Origin of the sequence: Buchnera aphidicola (Cinara strobi) (genome assembly GCF_900560745.1) — a bacterium.
Lineage (GTDB): Bacteria > Pseudomonadota > Gammaproteobacteria > Enterobacterales > Enterobacteriaceae > Buchnera_F > Buchnera_F aphidicola_AJ.
Genome location: NZ_LR025085.1, coordinates 359,969 through 385,608 on the forward strand (window position 1 = coordinate 359,969; position 25,640 = coordinate 385,608).

A 25,640-nucleotide genomic window follows, 5' to 3' on the forward strand; every position below is an offset into this window, starting at 1 on the left:
TATTATTATATAATATATATTTTATACTTTAAATCATTGACCTAGTTGATTTCAAAAAAAATAAGGCAGCTCAATGGAACTATTAAAACAATTAAAATGGCATTTTAAACAAGAGTGGAAAAGATATACCGGGGCATTTTTTTTATTAATTACAGTAACATTATTACAACTATTTCCAGCTAAAATAATTGGATCAGTAGTTGATTTAATTTTAAATAATCAAGCATCTACTTATATAATCTTACAGCAAGTTTTAAAAATTATTTTAATATCTGCTACAATTTACATATTAAAAAATTTATGGAGAATCTTACTTTTTGGGGCATCATATAATTTAGCATCTGTACTAAGAATACAATTTTGCTCGGCTTTACTAGAGCAAGATACTACATTTTATTCAAAATATAAAAATGGAGATTTAATATCGAGAATATCAAATGATATTGATAGAGTAGTTTTTGCAACAGGAGAAGGTGTATTAACAATCATTGATTCAATTAGTCTAGGATGTTCTATATTTACCATGATGTGCATACAAACAAACTGGAAACTCGCCTTTTTTTCTTTATTTCCTATGCCTATTATGGCTATAATAATAAAAAAATATGGAAATAAATTATATGTAAATTTTCAGAAATCACAAAAATATTTTTCTTATTTAAATAATCAAGCTCAGGATAGTCTTGTTAACATACAAATGATCAAAAGTTTTAAACTAGAAAAAACAGAAATAGAAAAATTTGCTACAGCAGCTCAAAATGTAGAATTAAAAGATTTTGAAGTCTCTAAAATTAGCGCAAAATTCAATCCAATCATTTATGTTTCAATAGCCATCTCTAATTTATTTGCAATATTAGGTGGAAGTTGGTTGATTGTAAAAGAACAATTAACATTTGGGCAATTAACTAGTTTTATTTTATATTTAGGATCTATGGCATGGCCTATACTAGCATTTTCATGGATGTTTAATGTTTTAGAAAGAGGAAATGTTTCTTGGAAAAGAATTAATAAAATAAAAAAAAACATTGATAACAAAAAAAAAAATTCAGTTATTTTAAATGATCTTGAAAATTTTAATAATTTATATGTAAACATCAAGAAATTTATATATCCTACAAGAACAAAACAATCATTACAAAAAATAAAATTTATATTACAAAAAAATACTACATTAGGGATCTGCGGTCCAACTGGATCAGGGAAGACTACTATTATTCGATTACTACAAAAACATTTTGAACTATCATCAGGATATATCAAATATAATCAATATAATATAAAAAATATTTGTAAAAAAAAATGGAGAAATATTGCATCGGTAGTTAATCAAACACCATTCTTATTTTCAGACACTATATTAAATAATATTTCTTTTGGAAAAAAAGAAGTAACCATGAAAAAAATTATACAAGCAGCTAAATTAGCGTGTATTCATCATGAAATAAAAAAATTACAACACGGATACCTTACTCAAGTAGGTGAAAATGGAATTAAATTGTCAGGAGGTCAAAAACAAAGAATTACGATTGCTAGAGCTTTTTTTGTAACTGCTAAAATTTTAATTTTAGATGACCCTTTATCATCTGTGGACTATGAAACAGAATATAAAATTATAAATAATATATATAAATATACAAAAAAAAACCAAGCTACTATTATCATGACCACACATAGACTTTCAATATTAAAAAAATTTAATAATATTATTGTTCTAAAAAATGGAAAAATATTACAATCAGGGGGACATCAAAAATTATTATCTGAAAATAATTGGTATAAAAAAATGTATAATTATCAAAAATCTGAAAAATAAAAATATTTATTATCTAAAAAACTCTCATAAATACAGGAAAAATAATAATGGAAGAGAATAAATATTCTTCATGGAAGATAATAAAAAGACTATTATCTTATTATAATAAAAAAAAATATTTATTATTATCTTCATGTATATTAATTTTATTTAGCATAATTACTGAAATATCTAGTCCTATTATACTTAGTAATTTTATTGCAAATATTATAAAAAATCATACTGTTAAGTTAACATCTATCTTATATTTAGCTATTTCATTTATAACACTACAAATATCATCATCTCTGCTTTGCTATTTTTATACAATCCAATTTAATTCAATGTCAACTAATATTATCAAAAAAATAAGAATTAAAATTCTAACAATTGCATTACAACAACCAATGGAATTTTTTGATAAAAAACCTATCAGCTCAGTAATTACTAAAATTACAAATGATACTGAATCTATTAAAGAATTTTATGATACAATATTATCATCACTCATAAAAAATATTGTATTATTTAGCATGATTTTAATAACTATGTTTACTTTAGAATGGCATATGGCTTTAATTACTTCTATAATTACACCTATTTTAATCTTAATTATAAGAACACATAAATATCATAGTAAACCATCTATTCAAAAAATTAAATCATATGCATCACAGTTAAACACTAAAATTAATGAAATTATTAGTGGAATTACAGTAATTCAACAATTTAATCAAGAAAAAAAATTTATAAAAAAAATTGCAACTCTTAACAAAAAAATATACTTTCATAAAATGCAAATATTAAAAATAGACGGAATCTTATTAAGACCGTTATTAAATTTAATATCTGCTATTCTTTTATCTTGTATTGTGATGACATTAAAATTATTTCCTATCGTAACCTTAAAAATTAGTGTATTACACGCATTTATAAATTACTTAAGATATCTTAACGAACCTCTTGTTATAATAACTAATCAACAATCAATATTACAGCAAGTCATCGTTTCTTCTCAAAGAGTTTTTAAATTTATTGACCTTCCTATCCAAAAATACGGGGAAGATACCCAATTATTACAAAGTGGAGAAATAAAAATAAAAAATATATACTTTTCATATCCTAATACCAAAAAAAATATTTTAGAAAAAATAAACATTAATATTCCAGATAAAAGTTTTATCGCATTAGTTGGAAAAACTGGTAGTGGGAAAACTACATTATCAAATTTAATATCAGGATATTATAAAACTACTAAAGGAAAAATATATTTAGACAAAAAACCAATTAATACACTATCAAATAAAACATTACGTAAAAGTATCTCTATTGTCCAACAGGAACCTACAATTATATGTGATAGTCTTATTAAGAATATATCACTAGGTCGAAATATTAAAAAAAAAGATATTATTAAAGTGATAGATAAAAGTCAATTAAAAACACTTGTAAATACTTTACCTAAAGGATATAAATCTGTTTTAGGAAAAAACGGAGAAAGTTTATCTCAAGGACAAAAACAACTGATAGGAATTGCTAGAATACTAGTATCTAATCCTAAAATACTTATATTTGATGAAGCAACAGCTAGCATAGATTCAGAATCTGAACAAAAAATACAAAAAATATTATCTGAGATAAAAAAAAAATCTACAGTTATTGTTATTGCTCATAGATTATCTACCGTAATAGATGCAGATATGATTATTGTATTAAATAAAGGAAAAATAATTGAAAAAGGGAAACATAAAAAATTGTTAAAAAATAAAAATTTATACTACAAAATGTATAAAAATCAATTAAAAAATAAATAATTATCATCATTTTTATTTTAAATACAAAGTTATTTTATAACTTCTGTTAGAAGTATTAATAAAACCTATATCCTTTAATTTGGCTGCTTCCTTCCAGACCTGACCATTTTTTTAAATTAATAGAATTATTAATAACCTCTAACAGAATATAAATCAATAAAAATGAATTGATTATCAATCGATATATTAAACATCAATACTGAATATAAGTCAAGAAAAAATATACATTTTAATATCAAAAAATTTTATATTAATAATAACGGTAGGAAAAAATGATATATCAAATATTATCAAATAAATGGAGACCTCAAGAATTTAATCAAATTATAGGTCATAAATATCTTATAAAAATGATGGTTAATAGTCTTAATTTAAAACGTATTCATCAATCATGGCTATTATCAGGAATGCATGGAATTGGTAAAACTACCATAGCTCGAATATTAGCTAAAAGCTTAAATTGCAAAAAAGATATCACGTCACAACCATGTAGAACATGCGCTAACTGCAAAGCAATAGAAAAAGGAAAATTTTTAGATTTCATAGAATTAGATGCAGCATCAAAAACAAGAATTGAAGATATAAAAATAATATTAGACTCAACTCAATATCCTCCAATACAAGGAAGATTTAAAATTTACTTAATTGACGAAATACATATGTTATCAAAACATAGTTTTAATGCTTTGTTAAAAATTCTAGAAGAGCCACCAAAATATATTAAATTTATTTTAGCTACCACCCACTTAAAAAAAATACCAAGAACTATACTATCAAGGTGTTTACATGTACACCTATCTTCTATTGAACCAACATGTATATCAAATTATTTAGAACAGATATTAAAAAAAGAAAATATTGATATAAAAAAAGAAATTTTAAATATAATTTCTTATTCTTCTGAAGGGAGTATTAGAAATGCTATAAACAACTTAGAGCTTATTATTTCTTCAATAAAAAAAAAAAAAATAAAAACTAGTTATGTAAATAAATTATTAGGAATTTTTGATAAACATAGTATTTTTATACTAGCTCAAAATATTATTAAAAATAATATCCATAGTGTACTTAAAATACTAGACTATGCTGAAAAAATAGGAGTTCAATGCAATAATATTATATCATCATTAATTATATTCTTTCATAACTTATCTATAATTAAAATTACTACATTAAAAGAAAACAATCTAATAAATGAAAAATCTAAATATAAACAAAAAATTTATATTTTATCTAAAAAAATTCTCTTTCAAGATATACAAAATTATTGTAAAATTCTTATCAGAGGAAAAAAATACCTGAAGTATGCTCCTAGTCCTCGAATTGGAATGGAAATAATATTATTTCAAATATATCAATATACAAATGAAAAATATCATGTTTCATAAAATTAAATTAATTAAAATAAATAAATATATTTATATATAAATAAAAAAATATATTATACTAATAATATCAAACATAAAAAATTTTAAAAAATTTTGCTTAATAAAAAAGAAAAAAAAATGTATACTAATGAAAAAATCAGTGATTTTATGAAACAAGCACAAAAAATGCAACAAAAAATGGAAAAAATAAAAAAAGAAATTAATGCAACAGAAATTAAAGGAACATCTGGAGCAGGTTTAGTAACAGTAACCATGCTAGGAAATTATTATTGTAAGTGTATAACAATACATAATGAAGCTTGGAATGAAAAAAATAAAATATTCCTACAAGATTTAGTTGTCTCGGCTGTTAATAATGCTGTAGAAAAAATTATCATATTACAAAAAAAAAAATTATCACTAGAATCTAGTATTCTAGATGAATCCAATCAATAATATATCACATAAAATATTATAAAATACTACATATCTAATTTATAAAAAAATCCAAAATTTATAATAAAAAAAATAAAAATAATATTTTAATAGAGAAATCTAATATGGAAAATAAAAAAACTTTTTCGTTTCAATCCGAAATTAAAGAATTACTACACTTGATGATTCATTCTCTATATTCTAATAAAGAAATTTTTTTAAGAGAATTAATATCTAATGCATCTGATGCTATAGAAAAAATTAGATTTGAAAAACTATATCATCCAAACAAATATCAAAAAAATACAGATATACCTAAAATAAAAATTTCTATTAAAAAAACAGAAAATAAAATTATTATTTCTGATAACGGAATAGGCATGACTCATGAAGAAGTTATAAAAAACTTAGGAACTATTGCTAAATCTGGAACAAAATCATTTTTAAATAAAATTAATAAAATAGAAAATAAAGAAAAAAATGATTTTATTGGCCAATTTGGTGTAGGATTTTATTCTTCTTTTATAGTGGCTGATAGTGTATCTGTATACACTAAACATGCATCTAATGATGGAGATGAGGGGACTCTTTGGATTTCAAATGGAGAAGGAGATTATACTGTAGAATCTACAACTATAAAAAAACACGGGACTAAAATAATTTTATTTTTAAAAAAAAATGAAAAAGAATTTTTAGAAAACTGGAAAATTAAACAAATTATAAAAAAATATTCAGATCATATTCCAGTTCCAGTAGAATTAGAAAATTATGACGAAAAAACAAAAACTCTTACCTGGGAAAAAATCAATGAAGCACAAGCTATATGGACAAAAAATAAAAATGAAATTTCAAAAGAATCTTATCAAAAATTTTATACATATATAACAAATGATTCTGAAAAACCATTAACATGGAGTCATAATAAAGTTGAAGGAAAGCAAGAATACATTAATATTTTATATATTCCTAAAAAAGCAGCGTGGGATATGTGGCATAAAGAGAATAAACATGGATTAAAATTATATGTAAAACATGTTTATGTTATGGATAAGGCAACACAATTTCTTCCAAACTACTTACGCTTCGTAAAAGGAATTATCGATTCTCAAGATCTTCCTCTTAATATATCTAGAGAAATATTACAAGACAGTTCGGTTACTAATATTTTACGTAAATCATTAACCAAGAAAGTTTTAGGTATGCTGAATTCGCTAAAAAATGAAAATAAGAAAAAATATCAAAAATTTTGGGATACATTTGGTTTAGTTTTAAAAGAAGGATTAGCTGAAGACTCATCTAATCAAAAAGTAATCGCTAATTTATTGAAATTTGCATCTATAAAAACTAAAAAAAAACAACAAATATTATCTTTAAATAAATATATTAGTAATATGACACCGGAACAAAAGAAAATTTATTTTCTTACATCAGATAGCTATAAATCCGGTTTAAGTAGCCCTCATCTAGAAATATTTAAAGAAAAAAATATTGATGTACTTATATTATCAGATAGAATAGATGAATGGATGATGAATTACTTAACTGAATTTAATAATATAAAATTTCAGTCAGTCAGTAAATCAGATAGCTCAATTGAAAAATTAACTTCCGAAAAAAATAATAATATTGATATCAATCAGTTTGATAATTTTATTAAAAAAATAAAAAAAATATTAGATAAAAAAATTAAAGATGTACGTATTACATATCGATTAAAAAATACACCATCTATAGTATTGACAGATACCAATGATATGAGTACACAGATGGCAAAAATTTTTAGCGCTGCTGGGCAACCTGTACCTAAAATAAAATACATATTAGAAATTAATCCCAATCACCCTTTAATCCAAAAAATAAAAAAAGTAGAAAATCAAGAAGAATTTTCTAATTGGATAGATGTATTATTTTTACAATCAGTTTTAGCAGAAAAAGGAAGTTTAGATAATCCAAATATATTTATTGAAAAAATTAATAATCTATTTTTATCATAAAATTTATATATTACTTTTTTTAAAAAAAAAATTTATATAGAAAATCATTTTTTAAAGGAAATTATAATGATACGTATTATTATGCTAGGAGCCCCTGGAAGCGGAAAAGGTACTCAGGCAAATTTGTTGTCAAAATACTTAAAAATACCCTTTATATCTGCTGGAGAAATATTACGTCAAGAAATAAAAAAAAATGAACTAACAAAAAACTATATAAAAAATACCATTAACCAAGGAAAATTAGTAAAAAATAATTTTATTATTAGATTAATTAAAAAAAACATTCAAGAAAAAAACTGCTATAATGGTTTTATATTAGATGGATTTCCAAGAACTATTGAACAAGCTCAATCTTTAAATAAAACGATTCCAATACACTGTGTTATACATCTAAATAGTAAGTATTTAGATATAATAGAAAGAATTGAGGGTAGATTAATACATGAACCTTCAGGGAGAACGTATCATAAAACTTTTAATCCACCAAAAAAAAATAATATAGATGATATAACAGGTGACTTATTAAGTAAAAGAAAAGATGATAAAAAGAGAATCATTAAAAATAGATTGAAAGAATATGATATATATACCAAACCACTAGTTAACTGGTTCAAAAATGAACAAATTCAAAAAAAAATAGAATATCTAGAATTAGATTCTAGTAAATCCATTAACAGAATTAATAAAAAAATAATTGATTACATCAATAGAAAAATAAAATAAAAAATTTTTGCGCTCTACAGGACTCGAACCTGTAACCTACAGCTTAGAAGGCTGTTGCTCTATCCAAATTAAGCTAAGAGCGCGAAAAGATTTATACACTAGCTTAACTTAAAAGCCAGTATTCTTTATTATACGTAATACATTATAAAAGATCAATCAATCTATCTATAAATATGCATTTATATATATAAAAATATCAATCCATATTATATTATGCTTGGAAATTAAAAATAATATTATTAGGTAACAGAAATCATGGAAACAAAAATCTTAGATGGAATAAAAATTTCCAATAAAATAATAAAAAAAATAAAAAAGAAAATAGACAAAAGAAAAAAAAACAAAAAAAAAATTCCTAGCTTAGCCATGATTATTATAGGAAACAATCCAGCTTCTCTGACATATGTACTTAAAAAAAGAGAAGCTTGCAATTTAGTAGGATTTTTTTCAGTATACTGGAATCTTCCAATCAATATCAGTGAAAAAAACTTATTAAAATTAATAAACCAATTAAACTATAATAAACATATCGATGGAATATTGATACAATTACCGTTACCTAAAAATATTAGCTATATAAATATTGTAAATAATATTGATCCTAATAAAGATGTAGATGGATTTCATCCATATAATATTGGATCTTTATATCAATGTAATTCAAAATTTCGATCATGTACACCAAAAGGAATTATGACCTTGCTTAAAAATTATAAAATAAATATATCTGGTTTACATGCAGTAATCATAGGATCATCAAACATAGTCGGGAAACCTATGTGTTTAGAGCTAATTTTAGCTGGCTGTACTACTACACTAACTAATAAATTAACTATCAATTTAAAAAATCATGTTCAAAGGGCAGACTTAATAATTATAGCCGTTGGTCAACCAAACTTTTTATATGGAGACTGGGTAAAAGAAGGAGCCATTGTAATAGATGTAGGAATTAATTATATTAATCAAAATAAAAAAATAGTTGGAGACGTACATTTTGATTCAGTGTCACTTAAAGCATCTTATATCACCCCAGTTCCAGGTGGAATAGGTCCTATGACCATAGCATCGTTGCTCCAAAATTCACTAAAAGCATGCAAAAATTTTAAAAATGATTGATTAAAAAATTTTATTTATTAATTTATTGATTTATTTATCTGTATCTATATACAGATTTATTTAAATGATCTTCAACAATAATTCCTAACTCTAATAACTTAATTCTAATTATATCCGATAAATGCCATTTTTTTTCAAAACGATAATTATTACGCATTTTTATTAAATTTCTAATAATATAAGAATGTTTTATAAAAACTTGATCTAATTTAAATAAAAATTCTTTTGGTTTATGAGTAAATAAACCTAAAATATTACCTAAAAAAATCAAATCAGATGCTAAAATATTAGCTAAATAAAAATTATTTTTTTTAATTTTATTGATATATTTAGATAATTTTCGCAAAACTGAACATGCGACAGGTGTATTGAAATCATTATTCATAGCTTGAAAAAATTGATTTTTAAAATCATCTCTAACTTGTATCCTTCTCAAAGATCGATACGATAAGTTAATAGAACATCCTAAAAGGGACATATAAATCTTTATTAAAATATTCTGAGATTTAATAAGATTTTTTTCAGAATATTCTAATGGATGCCTATAATGTGAAGACAAAAAATAATACCTAATAACTTCAGAATCATATTTTTCTAATAAATTTCGTATCGAGATAGTATTTAATAAAGATTTTGACATTTTTTGTTTATCTAAAACTACCATACCTACATGTATCCAAAATTGTACAGAAAAATTTCTATTCATGCATGTCGATTGAGCTATTTCATTTTCATGATGAGGAAATAATAAATCAATTCCACCTCCATGAATATCTACCGTATTATGAAAATATTTATTGATTATCGAGGAACACTCTATATGCCAACCAGGCCTTCCAAATCCCCAGGGGGAATTCCATAAAGAATCAGAATTATTTTTAATATTGTTATTATACTTCCATAATACAAAATCATCAGATAACCTGTAATCCTTTCCAGCAGAAAAAGAGTCGTAATGAGAAAAATTTCTATATTTACGGTGAGACAGTAATCCATAATTTTTATAACGTAAAATAGAAAAGAGTATGTCTCGATTATCCGAGATATATGCATGTTTATTTTTCAACAAAAGATCAACATTTTTTATAATTTCTTGCATACATTCAGTAACTCTGGGTTCTTCATTAGGAAGAATTAAATTTAAACGTAAAAAATCTTTATTCATATACTTAATCATGCGTTGAGACAAAATAAAAGCCGGTTCTTGATTTTTACGAGCAGTATTTATAATTTTATCATCAATATCAGTAATATTCCTAACATAATTTGTTCGATACCCTAAATGCTGTAGATAACGTACAATTATATCAAATATGAGAAAAGTTCGAGCATGCCCAATATGGCAAATATCATATGTCGTCACGCCACATACATAAATATTTATTTTTTTTTTAGATAACGGTAAAAATAGTTCTTTTTTTTTAGTAAATGTATTAAATATTTTTAACATAGTTATACTCATAACAATACAACCAAAAATATACTATATATAGTAGAATTTTTTTCACTCTAATTCCAATAAAATATTATCATAAAAATTTATATTTTTAAAAAAATAAAACAAAAAAAATAACAAATTATTAATAATAATAACCAAAAAAATAATTAAAATTAATATATTATTTTATTTCAATTCAAAATGAAATATAATATTGTGATAATAAAAATATTAATTTAATTAAATATTAAAAACAATAGTAAAAAAAGATAATTAAAAAAGGAGAGTTTAGAATGGAAAAAAAACTAGAAAAAATTCTCAAATTTCCTTGTACATTTACGTACAAAGTAATCGGTTTGGCTCAACCCGAACTAACTAATAATATTATCAAAATAATACAACATCATATACCGGGAGATTATGCACCTCAAATAAAATCAAGTAATAAAGGAACATATTTATCAATATCTATAACGATTTGTGCGAAAAATTTCAAACAAATAAAAAATTTGTATAATGAATTAAGTAAGATTCATTTAGTTAGAATGGTTTTATAAAAATATTTTGCGATGCGGTATTATTAAATACCTCCGCACCGCAAAAGAACTACCGCTGTTATAAAAAATATAGAATATTTTAATAAATATTAAATACTTACAACATTAGCAGCTGACGGGCCTTTTGCGCCTTCGGTAATTTCGAATTCAACACTCTGACCTTCCGCCAAAGTTTTAAATCCGTTGCTTTGGATAGCAGAAAAATGAACAAAAACATCTTTGCTTCCATCTTCTGGAGTAATGAAACCAAACCCTTTAGATTCATTAAACCATTTTACATTACCTTTAATCTTGGACATCTATATATTACCTTAGAGTGAAAATATAAACTAAAAATTATATCTAGAATCAATATTAAATTCATAAAAATGTACTTATTTTAAGAATAAATTAATTCTAAAAATAGCAATTTATTAAAATTAACATAATTATTAATTAATATAAATTTAAAAGAAATAGATATAAATAAGAATATAAAAATTTTAAAAAATATGATAAAAATAAAATTAAAAAAAACAATAATACCTGGCAATGTCCTACTCTCACACAAGGAGACCTTGCACTACCATTGGCGTTGAAATGTTTCACTTCTGAGTTCGGAATGGATTCAGGTGGTACCATAACACTATTGTCACCAGGTATAATATTATTTTTTTTAGAAAAACACCTCTGGTGTTGTAAGGTTAAGCCTCTTGGGTCATTAGTACTAGTTAGCTTAACATATCACTATGCTTACACACCTAGCCTATCTACGTCGTAGTCTCCAACGTCCCTTCAGTAAATATAATTTTTATATTTCAGGGAAAACTAATCTTGAGGCGAGTTTCGTGTTTAGATGCTTTCAGCACTTATCTCTTCCGTATTTAGCTACCGGGCAATGCCATTGGCATGACAACCCGAACACCAGGGATACGTCCACTTCGGTCCTCTCGTACTAGAAGCAGCCCCTCTCAATTTTCCTACGCCCACGGCAGATAGGGACCGAACTGTCTCACGACGTTCTAAACCCAGCTCGCGTACCACTTTAAATGGCGAACAGCCATACCCTTGGGACCTGCTTCAGCCCCAGGATGTGATGAGCCGACATCGAGGTGCCAAACACCGCCGTCGATATGAACTCTTGGGCGGTATAAGCCTGTTATCCCCGGAGTACCTTTTATTTGTTGAGCGATGGCCTTTCCATACAGAAACCACCGGATCACTAAGACCTGCTTTCGCATCTGCTCGCGTTATCACGCTTGCAGTTAAACTGGCTTATGCCTTTACACTAACCTTACGATTTCCAACCGTAATTAGCCAATCTTTGTGCTCCTCCGTTACTCTTTGGGAGGAGACCGCCCCAGTCAAACTACCCACCAGACACTGTCTCTGTATCGGATTACGACACTAGATTAGAAAACCAATTTTTATAGGGTGGTATTTCAAGGTTGACTCCATTTGTGCTAGCGCACAAACTTCTAAGTCTCCCACCTATCCTACACAATAAAAATCAACTTTCAATGTCAAGCTATAGTAAAGGTTCACGGGGTCTTTCCGTCTTGCCGCGGGTACACTGCATCTTCACAGCAAATTCAATTTCACTGAGTCCTGGATGGAGACAGCCTGGCCATCATTACGCCATTCGTGCAGGTCGGAACTTACCCGACAAGGAATTTCGCTACCTTAGGACCGTTATAGTTACGGCCGCCGTTTACCGGGGCTTCAGTCAAAAGCTTCAGGTTTCCCTTAACTTTATCGATTAACCTTCCGGCACCGGGCAGGCGTCACACCGTATACGTCCACTTTCGTGTTTGCACAGTGCTGTGTTTTTAATAAACAGTTGCAGCCAGCTGGTATCTGCGACTAACTTAAGCTTCAAAAGTAAATTTTTACACTTATATGTTAGCGTGCCTTCTCCCGAAGTTACGGCACTATTTTGCCTAGTTCCTTCATCCAGGTTCTCTCAAGCGCCTTGGTATACTCTACCTAACTACCTGTGTCGGTTTGGGGTACGATTTATATTTTACCTATAGCTTAGAGGATTTTCTTGGAAGCATGGTATTAGTTACTTCATTATTTTCATAATTCGTATTCGTATCTTAGATTTTTATAAAAAATCGGATTTTCCTAATTTTTCATCCTACATACTTAAACCGAGACAACCAACACCCGGATAACCTAACCTTCTCCGTCCCCCCATCGCAGTAAAAAAAAGTACTGGAATATTAACCAGTTTCCCATCGACTACGCCTATCGGCCTCACCTTAGGGGTCGACTTACCCTGCCCCGATTAACGTTGGACAGGAACCCTTAGTTTTTCGGCGAGCAGGTTTTTCACCTGCTTTATCGTTACTCATGTCAGCATTCGCACTTCTGATACCTCCAACATTTTTTTCAAAATATCTTCACAGGCTTACAGAACGCTCCCCTACCCAATAAAAGTATCTTTATTGCCGTAGCTTCGGTGCATAATTTAGCCCCGTTATATCTTCCGCGCAAGCCGACTAGACCAGTGAGCTATTACGCTTTCTTTAAATGATGGCTGCTTCTAAGCCAACATCCTGGCTGTTTATGCCTTCTCACATCGTTTCCCACTTAATTATGACTTAGGGACCTTAGCTGACGGTCTGGGTTGTTTCCCTTTCCACAACGAACGTTAGCACCCGCTGTGTGTCTCCCGTGATAACATTTTTCGGTATTCGGAGTTTGCGTTGATTTGGTAGGCCGGGATGGCCCCCTAGTCAAAACAGTGCTCTACCCCCGAAAATGAATTCACGAGGCGCTACCTAAATAGCTTTCGGGGAGAACCAGCTATCTCCCGGTTTGATTGGCCTTTCACCCCTAACCACAAGTCATCCGCTGATTTTTCAACATCAGTCGGTTCGGTCCTCCAGTTAGTTTTACCTAACCTTCAACCTGCTCATGGCTAGATCACCGGGTTTCGGGTCTGTATCTTGAAACTATAAAAAATTCGCCCTTTTAAGACTCGGTTTCCCTACGGCTCCCTTATATAGTTAACCTTGCTACAAAATACAAGTCGCTGACCCATTATACAAAAGGTACGCAGTCACTTTTTTAGAAAAAAGCTCCTACTGATTGTACGTATCTGGTTTCAGGATCTATTTCACTCCCCTAACCGGGGTTCTTTTCGCCTTTCCCTTACGGTACTAGTTCACTATCGGTCATTCAGGAGTATTTAGCCTTAGAGGATGGTCCCCCTATCTTCAAACAGGATTTCTCGTGTCCCGTTCTACTTTTTGAATCCCAGAGAAAAAATACTTCGTATACAGGACTATCACCTTGTATCGTAAGCTTTTCCAAACTTTTCTACTATACTTTTACTCTTTTTTGATTCGAGGCTGTTCCCATTTCGCTCGCCACTACTTAGGGAATCTCAATTGATTTCTTTTCCTCAAGGTACTTAGATGTTTCAGTTCCCCTGGTTTGCTTTATTAACTTATTTATTCAGTTAATAATGACGTTTATACGTCGGGTTTCCCCATTCGGAAATCATCGGGTAATAACGCTTCTTATCAGCTAACCGATGCTTATCGCAGATTAGTACGTCCTTCATCGCCTCTGAATGCCAAGGCATCCACCAAATACGCTTATTACGCTTAACCTTACAACCCACAGGTGTTTTTCTAAATTTTTAATCATATCCAAATTTTTAAAGAACATTTTTATTAAACTTAATATACTATAAAATAATTATATCATATTTTTTTTTATGAGTATACAAAAATATTTTTAATTTTTGTCCCCTAGGGGATTTGAACCCCTGTTGCCGCCGTGAAAGGGCGATGTCCTAACCACTAGACGAAGGGGACAGAAAAAACAATCAAATATAAATATTACATTACAATGTTACAGAAGGAATAAAAAGTGTCAAGTGTTTTTTTATATTTTCTTTAAAAAAAAATAAAAAAATATTTTCTATATCATTAATCTTATTTTATAAGAAATAATATTTTTATTACTTGGATTAATTTAAATTATTTAGAATGTTTAAAATTAAAAATATTTTTATTAATATCCGGAAGTATATTAAACCATAAATAACACGAATAAGCAGCTTGAGCAACTAACATTCCGAAACCATCTGAAATATTTTTACTACCTAAGTGTTTACAAAATTTTAAAAAAGGAGTAAGAGATAATGTCTTGGAATAAGAAAGATCATAACATTTCGTTGATGGCAAAACTAAATTTTCTGGAAAAAGAGGAATTGATCCATAAAGACCACACGATGTAGAATTAATAATAATATCAAAATTTTTATGATATAAAAAATCAGAAAAAATAAATATTTTTCCAAAAACTTTAAATCGCTTTACTAATTCAATAGATTTACTAACAGTTCTATTAAGAATAAAAATGCAACATTTTTCTTTCAATAAGTGAAATATAATAGAACAAGCAGCTCCACCAGCTCCTAATAAAAGTACACAAGTATTTTTTTTAAGAAAAGCTAAACGCTTCAAATCATATATTAAACCTATCCCATCCGTATTATCCCCTAAAATACTATTATCTTCACGCTTTACTAACGTATTAATAGAATGAGAAACTTTGACTCTTTTAGTATATTTACTAGGAATACAAAACGATTTTTTTTTAAAAGGAACCGTTATATTACATCCCAACCCCCCTTGGTTAAAAAATTTCGTTACTTTTCTAAAAAAATTTAACTCATTACATAAAAAAATGTTATAATGATATTTAATTTTTATTTCTTTAGAAAAATTTTCATGTATAACAGGAGATAAAGAATGTTTTACTGGATTTCCAAATAAAGCAATAGAATAAGAGTTATTTATACCTTGAAATGGCAACATAATAAAACCTCCTTGAACAGTTTTAAAATTATTTAATATATATAAAAAATCAAATTAAATAAATACGATAAATTATCGTATAAAGTATTTAATAAAAAATCATTCTTTATCTTGATTAAAAATTAAAAAAAATTTAAAAAAATAACTATGTCTATACGTAAAATATTAAAATTTCCAGATCAGCGTTTACGTTGGCAATCACGACCAATTAAAAAAATAAATCAATATACTAAAAGAATTATATCTGATATGTTTGACACTATGTATGCTAATAATGGAATCGGATTAGCTGCACCTCAAATAAATATACATCAACAAATTATTGTAATCAGTTCTTTATCACCTAAACAACCTGAATTAATCTTAATTAATCCAAGAATATTAAAAAAAAAAAAAAAATATATACAATCAACCGAAGGTTGTTTATCTATTCCACTGATCACCTCTACAATCTATAGATCAAAATATATAAAAATAAAAGCACAAGATTCTTTTGGTAAATCTTTCATATTAGAAGCAAAATCATTATTATCTATTTGTATACAGCATGAAATGGATCATTTAATTGGAAAACTATTTATAGACTACAATACAATAAAATTATAACTTTCTATATAATCAAATATAAATCAAAATATGCTAAAAAAAATATCAAAAGTTGTATTTGCAGGTAGTAATGATTTTTCATTAGCGCATCTAAATTCACTATTTTATTCTTCATATACTATCTCTGCAATATTGACAAAACCGGATAATATTTTTATAAAAAAAAAAAATAATAATTTTTCTTCAGTAAAAAAATTTGCTATTAAAAAAAATATTCCTTTGTTACAACCTGATAATTTATTTGAAAAAAAATTTTATAAATTTCTTTTAAAAATAAAAGCAGACATATTAATCGTCTCTTCATATGGATATAAAATACCTTCTACTATACTAAAAATATTTCCCTTAGGGGGAATAAATCTACATGCCTCTTTATTACCCCGGTGGAAAGGTGCAGCTCCAATACAATGGGCGATTTTATCAGGAGATAAAAAAACTGGAATTAGCGTAATAAAAATGAATTCTACTATTGATGCTGGAAAAATAATATACACTCTATCTTGTCCAATTCAATCTACTGATACTACCATATCATTATTAAGTAAATTAATTCCCATTTCATTACAATGTATGTATCAATCTCTTAAAATGGTTATTTATTCCAATACACGCCAATACTTAAAACAAGATAAAAAACTATCCACCATAGCCCCAAAAATAAAAAAAAAGGACGGAATAATTAACTGGTCTCTTACTGTTATTGAAATTGATCGATTAATTAGAGCTATGATACCCTGGCCATGTTGTCAATTTTTAATTAAAAATACTTTTATTAAAATTAAAAAATCATCTATTTTATCTATTTATAAAAATAAATTTCAAGAAGGAAGAATTATTGAAATTTCAAAAACTGGATTACAAGTCAATACTGGATCAGGTATACTAAATATAGAGAAAATACAATTACCGGGAAAAAAAACAGTACATATTTCACAAATATTACATTCAAAAAAAAAATTATTTAAAAAAAATTCTGTATTACCCTAATATTTAAAGATATAAAAAATAACGGCATAAAAATGCCGTTTTTATTAAACCGATATCTAAAAATATGTTATTTATATATAAAACATACCTTAAATATTACGGCCAACAAACTCTACATACGCCATAGATGCATTGTCACCTTTTCTAAAGCCACACTTTAAAACTCGTAAATAACCACCTGGACGAGAATAAAAATGAGGACCTAATTCATGAAATAGTTTTTTTACTGCAAAAATATCACATATACGAGAAAAAATTAACCGACGATTAGAAATCGTGTCATATTTCGCTCTCGTAATAATTGGCTCAATAAAACGACGTAGTTCTTTGGCTTTTGGTACAGTAGTTTTAATACGTTCATACTTAATTAACGAACATGTCATATTTTTTAACATAGATTTTAAATGACTACTTGTTTTATTTAATAATCGACCTGTTTTTCTATGCCTCATAATATTTCATCCTATTAATGTAATTTATATTTTTAAAAATATACAAAATAATAATCTATTTTTATATAATCTTATCTTCTGTTAAAATATTAGGTGGCCAATTATCTAATCTCATTCCTAGTGATAGACCCCTCGCAGCTAATACATCTTTAATTTCAGTTAATGATTTTTTACCTAAGTTTGGAGTTTTTAATAATTCTACTTCCGTTTTTTGAACTAAATCACCAATATAATGAATACTTTCAGCTTTTAAACAATTAGCAGATCGAACTGTTAACTCTAAATCGTCCACAGGGCGCAATAAAATTGGTTCAAATTCTGGTTTTTCTTCTTTTATTTTAGGTTCGCGAAAACCTCTTAAATCTACAAAAGCTTCCAATTGATCAGCCAAAATAGTTGCTGCACTTCTAATAGCTCCTTCAGGATCAATGGTTCCGTTAGTTTCTAAATCAATAATTAACTTATCTAAATCAGTTCTTTTCTCTACTCTTGCCGCTTCTACAGTATAAATCATACGTTCTATTGGACTGTATGATACATCTAAAAATAATTTTCCGATAATATTACTATCATCTTGAGAATCCTTTCTTGATTGAGCTGTAATATAGCCTCTTCCTCGCATTACTTTTATTCTCATATCAATAGATACAGTAGAAGACGTTATATAACAAATAACATGTTGTAAATTTATAATTTCAGTAGAAGCATCATATTCAATATCTGAAGCTAAAACAGGTCCTATACCATTTTTTTTCAATCGTAAAACTACTTCATTTTTACCAAATAATTTAATTGATAAACCTTTTAAGTTTAATAATATATTTAATATATCTTCTCGAATTCCTTCCTTATGCATATATTCATGTAAAATACCGTCTATCTCTACTTCTGTCACAGCACATCCAGACATAGAAGATAGTAAAATTCTTCTTAATGCATTTCCTAAAGTATGTCCAAAGCCACGCTCTAACGGTTCCAAAGTAATCTTAGCACGAGTCGAACTCAGTTGTATGATATCAACTAATCTAGGCTTCAAAAAATCTTCTACAAACCGCTCCATTATCATCCTCACTAAAATATATAATTACTTCTACTTAGAATATAATTCTACTATTAAATGTTCATTAATATCTGAAGACAAATCACAACGATCAATAGAACGTAAAAAAACACCTTCCATAGCATTATAATTAACATCAAACCAATTAGATTGCTCTCGCTGCTGCATAATTTCTATTGCCGCCTTGATTCTCAATTGACCTTTCGATTTTTGACAAATAGATATTTTGTCTTTTAAAGATACTTGAAAAGAAGGAATATTAACTATTTTATCATTTACGCAAATAGATTTATGACTAATTAATTGACGTGCTTCCGATCTAGTGGTCCCAAACCCCATTCGATACACAACATTATCTAGCCGATGTTCTAACAAAAATAATAAATTTTGTCCAGTGTTTCCTTTTAACCTAGCAGCTTTTTTATAATAATTATGAAACTGTTTTTCTAAAACTCCATATAAACGACGTAATTTTTGTTTTTCTCTTAATTGTTTAGCATATTCAGATAAACGTAATTTTCTAAATCCATGCTGACCTGGTGCTTGATCAATATTACATTTTGTCTCAATGGATCTAACTCCTGATTTCAAAAATAAATCTGAACCTTCTCGTCTACTTAATCTTAATTTAGGACCTAAATATCTCGCCATCTTTTTATATTCCTTCAATAAAAAATCATTATACTCTACGTTTTTTTGGTGCCCGACATCCATTATGGGGAATAGGTGTTACATCTTTAATATTTGTAATACGAAAACCTGAAGCATTCAAAGCGCGAATAGTCGATTCACGACCAGGACCCGGACCGTTAACCATAATTTCTAAATTTTTTATTCCATATTCTTTAACACGATCTGCACATTTTTCTGCTGCTACCTGCGCGGCAAAAGGAGTAGATTTTCTTGAACCTCTAAAACCAGAACCACCTGAAGTAGCCCAACTCAATGTATTACCTTGACGATCAGTGATCGTCACAATAGTATTATTAAAAGATGCGTGTATATGCGCAATACCATCTAAAATTTGTCTCTTTATACGTTTCTTAATATGGCGATGAGCTATTTTTTTTGACATAAAAATAATCTTCCTAATTATCTACTTTTAATTAATTTTCTTGGACCTTTACAAGTACGAGCATTTGTTTTTGTTCTTTGTCCTCGAACTGGCAAGTGTCTACGATGGCGTAAACCCCTATAACAACCAATATCCATTAATCTTTTTATATTAACGGCCTTGTCTCTACGCAAATCACCTTCAACAATAAATTTAGAAATAATAACTCGTAAACTATCAAGTTGCCTGTCATTTAATTTACTAACAACCATATTATATGGAATATTAGATGCTATACAAATTTTTCTAGATAAAGATCGTCCAATACCGTAAATACCAGTTAATGCAATTAAAACATGCTTAGAATCAGAAATATTAATTCCAGCAATTCTAGCCATATAAATTACTCCTTTTATTTTAATTTTATACAAAAATTAAAAATAACATAAATCAGTAAATATAATAATTTTTATTATTATTTATCATACATAATTATTATCCTAATCTATCCTTGTCGTTGTTTATGCTTAGGATCATTACCGCAAATAACTCGAATAATATTTTTTCTACGTATAATCTTACAACTACGACATATTTTTTTAACTGACGCTCTAACTTTCATTAATTCTCCTGAAATATAGATAAACTATATCATTTTATTAATTTTTTAAATATAAATTAGATTTTTTTAATACCTGTCTATATTGAGTTGACATCATTAAAGTTTGAACATGGGTAATAAATTCCATTAAAACTACTACTACAATCAATAAAGACGTTCCTCCAAAATAAAATGGAGCTTCTAATAAAAAATGCATAAGGTCTGGTACTAAACATATTAAAACAGTATATATTGACCCTACTATCGTTAATTTAAAAACAATTGCTTGAATATATTCAGCTGTACGTATACCAGGTCGGATACCAGGAAGAAAAGCACCTGATTTTTTTAAGTTTATGGCAGTATCAGAAACATTAAACATTACATTAGTATAAAAAAAACAAAAAAATATAATTAGTAATGCATTAATTAATAAGTAAATACCATAATTACATTCAAAAAAATTAAAAATTTTTTCTAAATAAATCCAATCATTAAAAAAATGATGACAATATGTCATAATAATCGAAGGAAATAAAATTAAACTAGATGAAAAAATTACAGGTGTTACTCCAGCCATATTTAATTTTAAAGGTAAATAACTATTGTAAGAAGAATGCATTCGTCGACCGTGCTGACGGCGAGCATAACATACTACAATTCTACGCTGACTACTTTCTATAAAAACTACCATAAAAATTACAAAAAACATAACTAAAAAAATCAATAAAATATGTAAAAAATGAAAATTTCTACTCTTCATTAAAGATAATGTTTGAATAAAAGATGATGGAAGATGAGAAATGATTCCAGAAAAAATAATTAATGAAATACCATTACCTAAACCTTTCTCTGTAATAAACTCTCCTAACCACATTAAAAAAATAGTACCAGCAACCAAACTAATCACTGAAACAGCATAAAAACTAAAATTAGTACTAACAATAATATTTTCCATACCTGGAAGAAAAGGTAGGCCAACGATAACGCTTGTAGATTGAATAAAAGATAAAAATAACGTCATATACTTAGTATATTGATTTAATCTTTTTTTACCGGCCGCTCCATCATTTTTTAAATGACTTAAGTGTGAAAAAATTAAAGTTAACAATTGCATAATAATAGAAGCAGAAATATACGGCATAACGCCTAATGTAAAAATTGATGCTCGATTTAAAGATCCTCCAGAAAAAATATTAAACATAGATAATAAAGAAGCACTTTTACTTAAAAAAAATTGTTCTAAAACTTTAATATTAATACCAGGAATTGGAATAAAAGAGCCTATTCGAAATATTATTATAGATATTAAAACAAATAAAATTCTTTTTTGTAAATTATATAATGTAGACATAATATACTTTCTATTAAAATAAATTATTTAGTTATATAAAATTATCTTTTAAGGATTAACAATTCCTCCAGCTAATTCAATACACACACGAGCACCTTTAGTTACTAATAACCCAGAAATCACTAAAGGTCTATTAATAGACCCTATTTTTATAATCTTAACATATTTAATATTCTTTTTAACCAAATTTTTCTTCTTTAAAACTGACAAATTAATATTATTTACATCAAGTAAATTATTTAATTCAAATAACCGTATCTCGTCCACTAATATTTTTTTTTTAGAAACAAAACCAAACTTTGGAATTCTACGATATAACGGGGTTTGTCCTCCCTCAAAACCAATACGAATTTTTTTTCCAGTTCTAGATTTTTGTCCTTTATGTCCTCGACCTCCTGTTTTTCCTAATCCAGAACCAATACCACGACATACACGTTTTCTTTTTTTTCGTAAATATACTGAATTAGATAATGAATTTAAATACATAATTAATTCCTTTTCTCAATTGAAATCATATAAAAAACTTTTTTTATCATACCCTGAATAGCTGGAGTATCATCTCTTTCTACAATATCACCAATATAACGTAAACCTAATCCCTTCATTGTTGAAATATGACTTGGTAAACGACCAATTTGGCTTTTTATTTGTTTGATAATAATTTTTTTCATAAGTATATAAAGTACACTCCTATAATTTAGAATTTAATTATGGATTTACCACGTTTTTTAGAAATCATTTCAGGTGATCGAATTTTTTTTAAACCATTTAAAGTCGCCCGAACAACATTTATTGGGTTTGTTGATCCATATATTTTAGCTAAAATATTTTTAATACCTACAACTTCTAAAATTGACCTCATAGCTCCACCAGCAATAATACCTGTACCATCAGATGCAGGCTTCATAAATATATTTGATCCAGTATGCGAACCTTTAACAGAGTGCTGTATAGTTTGCTGAAATAAAGGAATTACAATCATACTCTTTCTTGCCTTTTCCATTGCTTTTTGAATAGCCGCAGGGACTTCACGAGCTTTTCCATAACCAAATCCTACTTTTCCATTACCATTACCAACTACAGTCAAGGCAGTAAAGGAAAAAATTCTTCCTCCTTTTACAGTTTTTGATACTCGATTTACAGAAATTAATTTTTCTAGTAAATCTGTAGATAATTTTTTTTCAAAATTCATACTTTATCCTTATTTTTAAAATATTAATCCTGACTTACGAGCTGATTCAGCTAATTCTTTTAATCTACCATGATACTTAAATCCAGATCGATCAAAAGAAACTTTTTTAATTCCATATTTTAAAGCTCTTTCTGCAATCCAGGTACCCACAAATTTTGCCGATTCTTTATTTCCTGTATATAAATTTTTAATATCTAACCTTTTAAATTCTAAAGTAGAAGCGCACACTAAAACCATGGCTGTTTTATAAGAAATAATTTGAGCATATATATGTTTTGATGAACGGTGCACAACTAAACGAAAATTGCAAGTACTATGTATTTTTTTACGTATTTTGGTATAACGCCTAATACGAATAGATCTTTTATTTATTTTTCCTTTCATGCTACTTCTTCTTCGCCTCTTTAATACGAACTGATTCATTTAAATAACGAATACCCTTTCCTTTATATGGCTCAGGGATACGATAAGAACGTAAATTAGCAGCAACTTGACCTACTAATTGTTTATCAATACCCTTTAAAGTAATTTCAACCTGTGACTCTATAGTAACTTGTACCGTTTTTGGAAGTTGATAAGAGATAGGATGAGAAAAACCTAAATATAATTTTAGGAAATTATTCTTTTCTAATGAAGCACGATAACCAATACCTACTAAATTCAATTGTTTTTGAAAACCTGATGTTACCCCAATAATCATTGTATATACTAAAGAGCGACAAGTACCTGCTTGCATCCACCCATATGTTTGCGAACAGTGATCATGTGAAAAAAATAAAGAATGTTTTCTTTGTTTAATTTTAACACATTTATGAACTATACGTTTTAACTTACCTAACGGGCCTTCGATAACAACCTTTAAATCATTATAAAAAAATTTTACATTTTTTGGGATAATTATAGTTGACTTAGCAACACGAGACATTTTTCATTCCTTATCTATTTTAATAGATTATAACTATTAATTGACATAACATATAACTTCCCCGCCTAAACCTTTTTCTCTAGCAATACGATCTGTCATAACACCTCTAGAAGTAGATATAACTGCAATACCTAAATAATTCATAACAACCGGTATAGTATTTTTTTTACAATATTTTCGTAAACTAGGACGACTTGCTCTAGAAATATTCTCAATAACAGCTTGTCCATTAAAATATTTTAAAAAAACTTTTAATGTCCAATTATCATTTTTTTTAATCTGATAATTATAAACATATCCCTCATATTTTAATACTCTAATAATATTTTCTTTTATTTTAGAGAATGGAACAATAATATAGATTTTATTTGCACGCTGACCATTACGAATACAAGTCAACATATCTGCTATTGGATCTTGCATACTCATAAACACATAACCTCTTTAATCAAATTAAAAATGTAATATAAAAATTTTAAATAATTACCAACTAGCTTTAGTTAAACCTGGAATTTCACCTCTCATTGCAGCTTCTCTTAACTTGATTCGACTCAATCCAAATTTACGTAAAAAAGCATGAGGACGCCCCGTTTGTCGGCAACGATTTCGTTGTCTAGAAGGACTAGAATCTCGAGGAAAAGTTTGAAGTTTTAACATTGCTTCCCAACGATCTTTATCAGAAGAAGATGGAGAATTTATAATTTTTTTTAATTTCAATCTTATTGAATAATATTTCAATGCTAATTTTATTCTTTTAATTTCTCGAGCCTTCATGGATTGTTTAGCCATACTATTGACCTTAATAATTTTATTTTTGAAAAGGGAAATTAAACTCAGTTAAAAGATATCGACTTTCTTTATCAGAATTAGCTGTAGTAGTAATAGTGATATTCATGCCTCTAATAGAATCAATAGCTTCATAATTAATTTCAGGAAAAATAATCTGTTCACGAATCCCTAAACTATAATTACCTCTACCATCAAAAGACTTATTTGACATACCTCTAAAATCACGTATCCGAGGAATGGCAATAGTAATCAGTTTATCAAAAAAATCCCATTTTCTTTTTCCTCTTAATGTTACTTTACATCCTATTGGATAACCTTTACGAATTTTAAAATTAGCAATAGATTTTTTAGCAACTGTAATAACTGGTTTTTGACCAGAAATCTGAGTTAAATCATTCATAGCATAACTTAATACTTTTTTATCAGTTATAGATTTCCCTACACCCATATTTAAAGTAATTTTATCAAGTTTAGGGACAGCCATAATAGTAGAATAATTAAATTGATTAATTAAACGCGGGATAACCTGATTAATATAATAACGATATAACCTAGACATAAAATTTT

Annotated in this window: 28 protein-coding genes, 2 tRNA genes, 2 rRNA genes and 1 other RNA gene; 10 read left to right on the forward strand and 23 right to left on the reverse strand. The window is 27.4% G+C overall.

The genetic code is table 11. The annotated features are described in order from the left end of the window. Positions 1 to 73: 73 nt before the first annotated feature. Positions 74 to 1,813: an ABC transporter transmembrane domain-containing protein gene (locus EAO23_RS01530; RefSeq protein WP_158349172.1), complete on the forward strand. Its 1,740-nt coding sequence runs from the start codon at positions 74 to 76 to the stop codon at positions 1,811 to 1,813. Positions 1,814 to 1,860: 47 nt separating this feature from the next. Further along, positions 1,861 to 3,606, forward strand: coding sequence for an ABC transporter transmembrane domain-containing protein (locus tag EAO23_RS01535; RefSeq protein ID WP_158349173.1), 1,746 nt, complete (start codon positions 1,861 to 1,863; stop codon positions 3,604 to 3,606). A 47-nt stretch (positions 3,607 to 3,653) separates the two neighbouring features. Here EAO23_RS01535 and ffs read toward each other — a convergent pair. Beyond that, positions 3,654 to 3,743: signal recognition particle sRNA small type (ffs, locus tag EAO23_RS01540), an RNA gene on the reverse strand. Between the two features lie 135 nt (positions 3,744 to 3,878). On the opposite strand from ffs, the gene dnaX reads away from it, so the two are divergent. The 4 genes from dnaX to EAO23_RS01560 all read left to right on the forward strand — a co-directional run bounded on the left by dnaX (position 3,879) and on the right by EAO23_RS01560 (position 8,125). After that, positions 3,879 to 4,994 carry a DNA polymerase III subunit gamma/tau gene (dnaX, locus tag EAO23_RS01545; protein ID WP_158349174.1) on the forward strand — a complete coding sequence of 372 codons (1,116 nt, stop codon included), beginning with the start codon at positions 3,879 to 3,881 and terminating at the stop codon, positions 4,992 to 4,994. Between the two features lie 117 nt (positions 4,995 to 5,111). Then, positions 5,112 to 5,429 (forward strand): YbaB/EbfC family nucleoid-associated protein, encoded by a 318-nt coding sequence (locus EAO23_RS01550; protein ID WP_158349175.1) that lies wholly within the window; start codon positions 5,112 to 5,114, stop codon positions 5,427 to 5,429. Positions 5,430 to 5,533: 104 nt separating this feature from the next. Then, positions 5,534 to 7,402, forward strand: a complete 1,869-nt coding sequence (htpG, locus tag EAO23_RS01555; RefSeq protein ID WP_158349176.1) for a molecular chaperone HtpG — start codon at positions 5,534 to 5,536, stop codon at positions 7,400 to 7,402. Between the two features lie 66 nt (positions 7,403 to 7,468). Further along, complete coding sequence (locus EAO23_RS01560; RefSeq protein ID WP_231996020.1) at positions 7,469 to 8,125, forward strand: adenylate kinase family protein; 657 nt, start codon at positions 7,469 to 7,471, stop codon at positions 8,123 to 8,125. Between the two features lie 8 nt (positions 8,126 to 8,133). Here EAO23_RS01560 and EAO23_RS01565 read toward each other — a convergent pair. Then, positions 8,134 to 8,208, reverse strand: a tRNA-Arg gene (locus EAO23_RS01565). Between the two features lie 172 nt (positions 8,209 to 8,380). On the opposite strand from EAO23_RS01565, the gene folD reads away from it, so the two are divergent. Further along, positions 8,381 to 9,241, forward strand: a complete 861-nt coding sequence (folD, locus tag EAO23_RS01570; RefSeq protein WP_158349177.1) for a bifunctional methylenetetrahydrofolate dehydrogenase/methenyltetrahydrofolate cyclohydrolase FolD — start codon at positions 8,381 to 8,383, stop codon at positions 9,239 to 9,241. 34 nt (positions 9,242 to 9,275) lie between these two features. On the opposite strand, the gene cysS is transcribed toward folD, so the two are convergent. Further along, positions 9,276 to 10,691: a cysteine--tRNA ligase gene (gene cysS / locus EAO23_RS01575; RefSeq protein ID WP_158349178.1), complete on the reverse strand. Its 1,416-nt coding sequence runs from the start codon at positions 10,689 to 10,691 to the stop codon at positions 9,276 to 9,278. 281 nt (positions 10,692 to 10,972) lie between these two features. Here cysS and ybeD point away from each other — a divergent pair, with 281 nt between their 5' ends. Further along, on the forward strand, positions 10,973 to 11,236 hold the full coding sequence (ybeD, locus tag EAO23_RS01580; RefSeq protein ID WP_158349179.1) for a DUF493 family protein YbeD: 264 nt from the start codon (positions 10,973 to 10,975) through the stop codon (positions 11,234 to 11,236). Between the two features lie 89 nt (positions 11,237 to 11,325). Here the strand turns inward: ybeD and cspE are convergent, their stop codons facing one another. The 5 genes from cspE to aroE all read right to left on the reverse strand — a co-directional run bounded on the left by cspE (position 11,326) and on the right by aroE (position 16,053). After that, a complete protein-coding gene (gene cspE, locus EAO23_RS01585) occupies positions 11,326 to 11,535 on the reverse strand; it encodes a transcription antiterminator/RNA stability regulator CspE (protein ID WP_158349180.1) in 210 nt (69 codons plus the stop codon). A gap of 224 nt (positions 11,536 to 11,759) precedes the next feature. After that, positions 11,760 to 11,875 (reverse strand): 5S ribosomal RNA (rrf, locus tag EAO23_RS01590). A 40-nt stretch (positions 11,876 to 11,915) separates the two neighbouring features. Then, a 23S ribosomal RNA gene (locus EAO23_RS01595) occupies positions 11,916 to 14,838 on the reverse strand. A gap of 135 nt (positions 14,839 to 14,973) precedes the next feature. Further along, positions 14,974 to 15,045: transfer RNA gene (locus tag EAO23_RS01600), tRNA-Glu, on the reverse strand. Between the two features lie 165 nt (positions 15,046 to 15,210). Next, positions 15,211 to 16,053 (reverse strand): shikimate dehydrogenase, encoded by an 843-nt coding sequence (gene aroE / locus EAO23_RS01605; RefSeq protein WP_158349181.1) that lies wholly within the window; start codon positions 16,051 to 16,053, stop codon positions 15,211 to 15,213. Between the two features lie 147 nt (positions 16,054 to 16,200). Here aroE and def point away from each other — a divergent pair, with 147 nt between their 5' ends. Both def and fmt read left to right on the forward strand, forming a co-directional pair. Next, positions 16,201 to 16,659, forward strand: coding sequence for a peptide deformylase (gene def / locus EAO23_RS01610; protein ID WP_158349182.1), 459 nt, complete (start codon positions 16,201 to 16,203; stop codon positions 16,657 to 16,659). A 30-nt stretch (positions 16,660 to 16,689) separates the two neighbouring features. After that, positions 16,690 to 17,646, forward strand: coding sequence for a methionyl-tRNA formyltransferase (gene fmt, locus EAO23_RS01615; RefSeq protein ID WP_158349183.1), 957 nt, complete (start codon positions 16,690 to 16,692; stop codon positions 17,644 to 17,646). Positions 17,647 to 17,735: 89 nt separating this feature from the next. On the opposite strand, the gene rplQ is transcribed toward fmt, so the two are convergent. From rplQ to rplE, 15 genes are all read right to left on the reverse strand, one after another. Next, the gene (gene rplQ, locus EAO23_RS01620) at positions 17,736 to 18,098 is read right to left on the reverse strand and encodes a 50S ribosomal protein L17 (protein WP_158349184.1); all 363 of its coding nucleotides are present in this window, start codon (positions 18,096 to 18,098) and stop codon (positions 17,736 to 17,738) included. 61 nt (positions 18,099 to 18,159) lie between these two features. After that, a complete protein-coding gene (locus tag EAO23_RS01625; protein ID WP_158349185.1) occupies positions 18,160 to 19,158 on the reverse strand; it encodes a DNA-directed RNA polymerase subunit alpha in 999 nt (332 codons plus the stop codon). Between the two features lie 30 nt (positions 19,159 to 19,188). Continuing rightward, a complete protein-coding gene (gene rpsD / locus EAO23_RS01630; RefSeq protein ID WP_158349271.1) occupies positions 19,189 to 19,809 on the reverse strand; it encodes a 30S ribosomal protein S4 in 621 nt (206 codons plus the stop codon). A 28-nt stretch (positions 19,810 to 19,837) separates the two neighbouring features. Next, positions 19,838 to 20,233: a 30S ribosomal protein S11 gene (gene rpsK / locus EAO23_RS01635; protein WP_158349186.1), complete on the reverse strand. Its 396-nt coding sequence runs from the start codon at positions 20,231 to 20,233 to the stop codon at positions 19,838 to 19,840. A gap of 17 nt (positions 20,234 to 20,250) precedes the next feature. Beyond that, on the reverse strand, positions 20,251 to 20,610 hold the full coding sequence (rpsM, locus tag EAO23_RS01640; RefSeq protein ID WP_158349187.1) for a 30S ribosomal protein S13: 360 nt from the start codon (positions 20,608 to 20,610) through the stop codon (positions 20,251 to 20,253). A gap of 107 nt (positions 20,611 to 20,717) precedes the next feature. Then, entirely contained in the window at positions 20,718 to 20,834 is a 117-nt protein-coding gene (rpmJ, locus tag EAO23_RS01645; protein ID WP_158349188.1) for a 50S ribosomal protein L36, read from the reverse strand. 37 nt (positions 20,835 to 20,871) lie between these two features. Next, the gene (gene secY / locus EAO23_RS01650) at positions 20,872 to 22,167 is read right to left on the reverse strand and encodes a preprotein translocase subunit SecY (protein WP_158349189.1); all 1,296 of its coding nucleotides are present in this window, start codon (positions 22,165 to 22,167) and stop codon (positions 20,872 to 20,874) included. Between the two features lie 48 nt (positions 22,168 to 22,215). Beyond that, on the reverse strand, positions 22,216 to 22,653 hold the full coding sequence (gene rplO / locus EAO23_RS01655; protein WP_158349190.1) for a 50S ribosomal protein L15: 438 nt from the start codon (positions 22,651 to 22,653) through the stop codon (positions 22,216 to 22,218). Positions 22,654 to 22,655: 2 nt separating this feature from the next. Further along, positions 22,656 to 22,838, reverse strand: a complete 183-nt coding sequence (gene rpmD, locus EAO23_RS01660; RefSeq protein ID WP_158349191.1) for a 50S ribosomal protein L30 — start codon at positions 22,836 to 22,838, stop codon at positions 22,656 to 22,658. A gap of 26 nt (positions 22,839 to 22,864) precedes the next feature. Next, complete coding sequence (gene rpsE, locus EAO23_RS01665; protein WP_158349192.1) at positions 22,865 to 23,359, reverse strand: 30S ribosomal protein S5; 495 nt, start codon at positions 23,357 to 23,359, stop codon at positions 22,865 to 22,867. Positions 23,360 to 23,374: 15 nt separating this feature from the next. Then, positions 23,375 to 23,743: a 50S ribosomal protein L18 gene (gene rplR, locus EAO23_RS01670; RefSeq protein WP_172575456.1), complete on the reverse strand. Its 369-nt coding sequence runs from the start codon at positions 23,741 to 23,743 to the stop codon at positions 23,375 to 23,377. 1 nt (position 23,744) lies between these two features. Further along, positions 23,745 to 24,284 (reverse strand): 50S ribosomal protein L6, encoded by a 540-nt coding sequence (gene rplF, locus EAO23_RS01675; protein ID WP_158349194.1) that lies wholly within the window; start codon positions 24,282 to 24,284, stop codon positions 23,745 to 23,747. Between the two features lie 36 nt (positions 24,285 to 24,320). After that, positions 24,321 to 24,713, reverse strand: a complete 393-nt coding sequence (rpsH, locus tag EAO23_RS01680) for a 30S ribosomal protein S8 (RefSeq protein ID WP_158349195.1) — start codon at positions 24,711 to 24,713, stop codon at positions 24,321 to 24,323. Positions 24,714 to 24,767: 54 nt separating this feature from the next. Next, the gene (gene rpsN, locus EAO23_RS01685) at positions 24,768 to 25,073 is read right to left on the reverse strand and encodes a 30S ribosomal protein S14 (RefSeq protein WP_158349196.1); all 306 of its coding nucleotides are present in this window, start codon (positions 25,071 to 25,073) and stop codon (positions 24,768 to 24,770) included. Between the two features lie 19 nt (positions 25,074 to 25,092). Continuing rightward, complete coding sequence (gene rplE / locus EAO23_RS01690) at positions 25,093 to 25,632, reverse strand: 50S ribosomal protein L5 (RefSeq protein ID WP_158349197.1); 540 nt, start codon at positions 25,630 to 25,632, stop codon at positions 25,093 to 25,095. Positions 25,633 to 25,640 lie beyond the last annotated feature (8 nt).

What these genes read in the sequence shown, in the direction of transcription:
- EAO23_RS01530 (WP_158349172.1), top strand. Translation starts at nt 74, where the DNA reads ATGGAACTATTAAAACAATTAAAATGGCATTTTAAACAAGAGTGGAAA.
- EAO23_RS01535 (WP_158349173.1), top strand. Translation starts at nt 1,861, where the DNA reads ATGGAAGAGAATAAATATTCTTCATGGAAGATAATAAAAAGACTATTA.
- dnaX (WP_158349174.1), top strand. Translation starts at nt 3,879, where the DNA reads ATGATATATCAAATATTATCAAATAAATGGAGACCTCAAGAATTTAAT.
- EAO23_RS01550 (WP_158349175.1), top strand. Translation starts at nt 5,112, where the DNA reads ATGTATACTAATGAAAAAATCAGTGATTTTATGAAACAAGCACAAAAA.
- htpG (WP_158349176.1), top strand. Translation starts at nt 5,534, where the DNA reads ATGGAAAATAAAAAAACTTTTTCGTTTCAATCCGAAATTAAAGAATTA.
- EAO23_RS01560 (WP_231996020.1), top strand. Translation starts at nt 7,469, where the DNA reads ATGATACGTATTATTATGCTAGGAGCCCCTGGAAGCGGAAAAGGTACT.
- folD (WP_158349177.1), top strand. Translation starts at nt 8,381, where the DNA reads ATGGAAACAAAAATCTTAGATGGAATAAAAATTTCCAATAAAATAATA.
- cysS (WP_158349178.1), bottom strand. Translation starts at nt 10,691, where the DNA reads ATGTTAAAAATATTTAATACATTTACTAAAAAAAAAGAACTATTTTTA.
- ybeD (WP_158349179.1), top strand. Translation starts at nt 10,973, where the DNA reads ATGGAAAAAAAACTAGAAAAAATTCTCAAATTTCCTTGTACATTTACG.
- cspE (WP_158349180.1), bottom strand. Translation starts at nt 11,535, where the DNA reads ATGTCCAAGATTAAAGGTAATGTAAAATGGTTTAATGAATCTAAAGGG.
- aroE (WP_158349181.1), bottom strand. Translation starts at nt 16,053, where the DNA reads ATGTTGCCATTTCAAGGTATAAATAACTCTTATTCTATTGCTTTATTT.
- def (WP_158349182.1), top strand. Translation starts at nt 16,201, where the DNA reads ATGTCTATACGTAAAATATTAAAATTTCCAGATCAGCGTTTACGTTGG.
- fmt (WP_158349183.1), top strand. Translation starts at nt 16,690, where the DNA reads ATGCTAAAAAAAATATCAAAAGTTGTATTTGCAGGTAGTAATGATTTT.
- rplQ (WP_158349184.1), bottom strand. Translation starts at nt 18,098, where the DNA reads ATGAGGCATAGAAAAACAGGTCGATTATTAAATAAAACAAGTAGTCAT.
- EAO23_RS01625 (WP_158349185.1), bottom strand. Translation starts at nt 19,158, where the DNA reads ATGGAGCGGTTTGTAGAAGATTTTTTGAAGCCTAGATTAGTTGATATC.
- rpsD (WP_158349271.1), bottom strand. Translation starts at nt 19,809, where the DNA reads ATGGCGAGATATTTAGGTCCTAAATTAAGATTAAGTAGACGAGAAGGT.
- rpsK (WP_158349186.1), bottom strand. Translation starts at nt 20,233, where the DNA reads ATGTCAAAAAAAATAGCTCATCGCCATATTAAGAAACGTATAAAGAGA.
- rpsM (WP_158349187.1), bottom strand. Translation starts at nt 20,610, where the DNA reads ATGGCTAGAATTGCTGGAATTAATATTTCTGATTCTAAGCATGTTTTA.
- rpmJ (WP_158349188.1), bottom strand. Translation starts at nt 20,834, where the DNA reads ATGAAAGTTAGAGCGTCAGTTAAAAAAATATGTCGTAGTTGTAAGATT.
- secY (WP_158349189.1), bottom strand. Translation starts at nt 22,167, where the DNA reads ATGTCTACATTATATAATTTACAAAAAAGAATTTTATTTGTTTTAATA.
- rplO (WP_158349190.1), bottom strand. Translation starts at nt 22,653, where the DNA reads ATGTATTTAAATTCATTATCTAATTCAGTATATTTACGAAAAAAAAGA.
- rpmD (WP_158349191.1), bottom strand. Translation starts at nt 22,838, where the DNA reads ATGAAAAAAATTATTATCAAACAAATAAAAAGCCAAATTGGTCGTTTA.
- rpsE (WP_158349192.1), bottom strand. Translation starts at nt 23,359, where the DNA reads ATGAATTTTGAAAAAAAATTATCTACAGATTTACTAGAAAAATTAATT.
- rplR (WP_172575456.1), bottom strand. Translation starts at nt 23,743, where the DNA reads ATGAAAGGAAAAATAAATAAAAGATCTATTCGTATTAGGCGTTATACC.
- rplF (WP_158349194.1), bottom strand. Translation starts at nt 24,284, where the DNA reads ATGTCTCGTGTTGCTAAGTCAACTATAATTATCCCAAAAAATGTAAAA.
- rpsH (WP_158349195.1), bottom strand. Translation starts at nt 24,713, where the DNA reads ATGAGTATGCAAGATCCAATAGCAGATATGTTGACTTGTATTCGTAAT.
- rpsN (WP_158349196.1), bottom strand. Translation starts at nt 25,073, where the DNA reads ATGGCTAAACAATCCATGAAGGCTCGAGAAATTAAAAGAATAAAATTA.
- rplE (WP_158349197.1), bottom strand. Translation starts at nt 25,632, where the DNA reads ATGTCTAGGTTATATCGTTATTATATTAATCAGGTTATCCCGCGTTTA.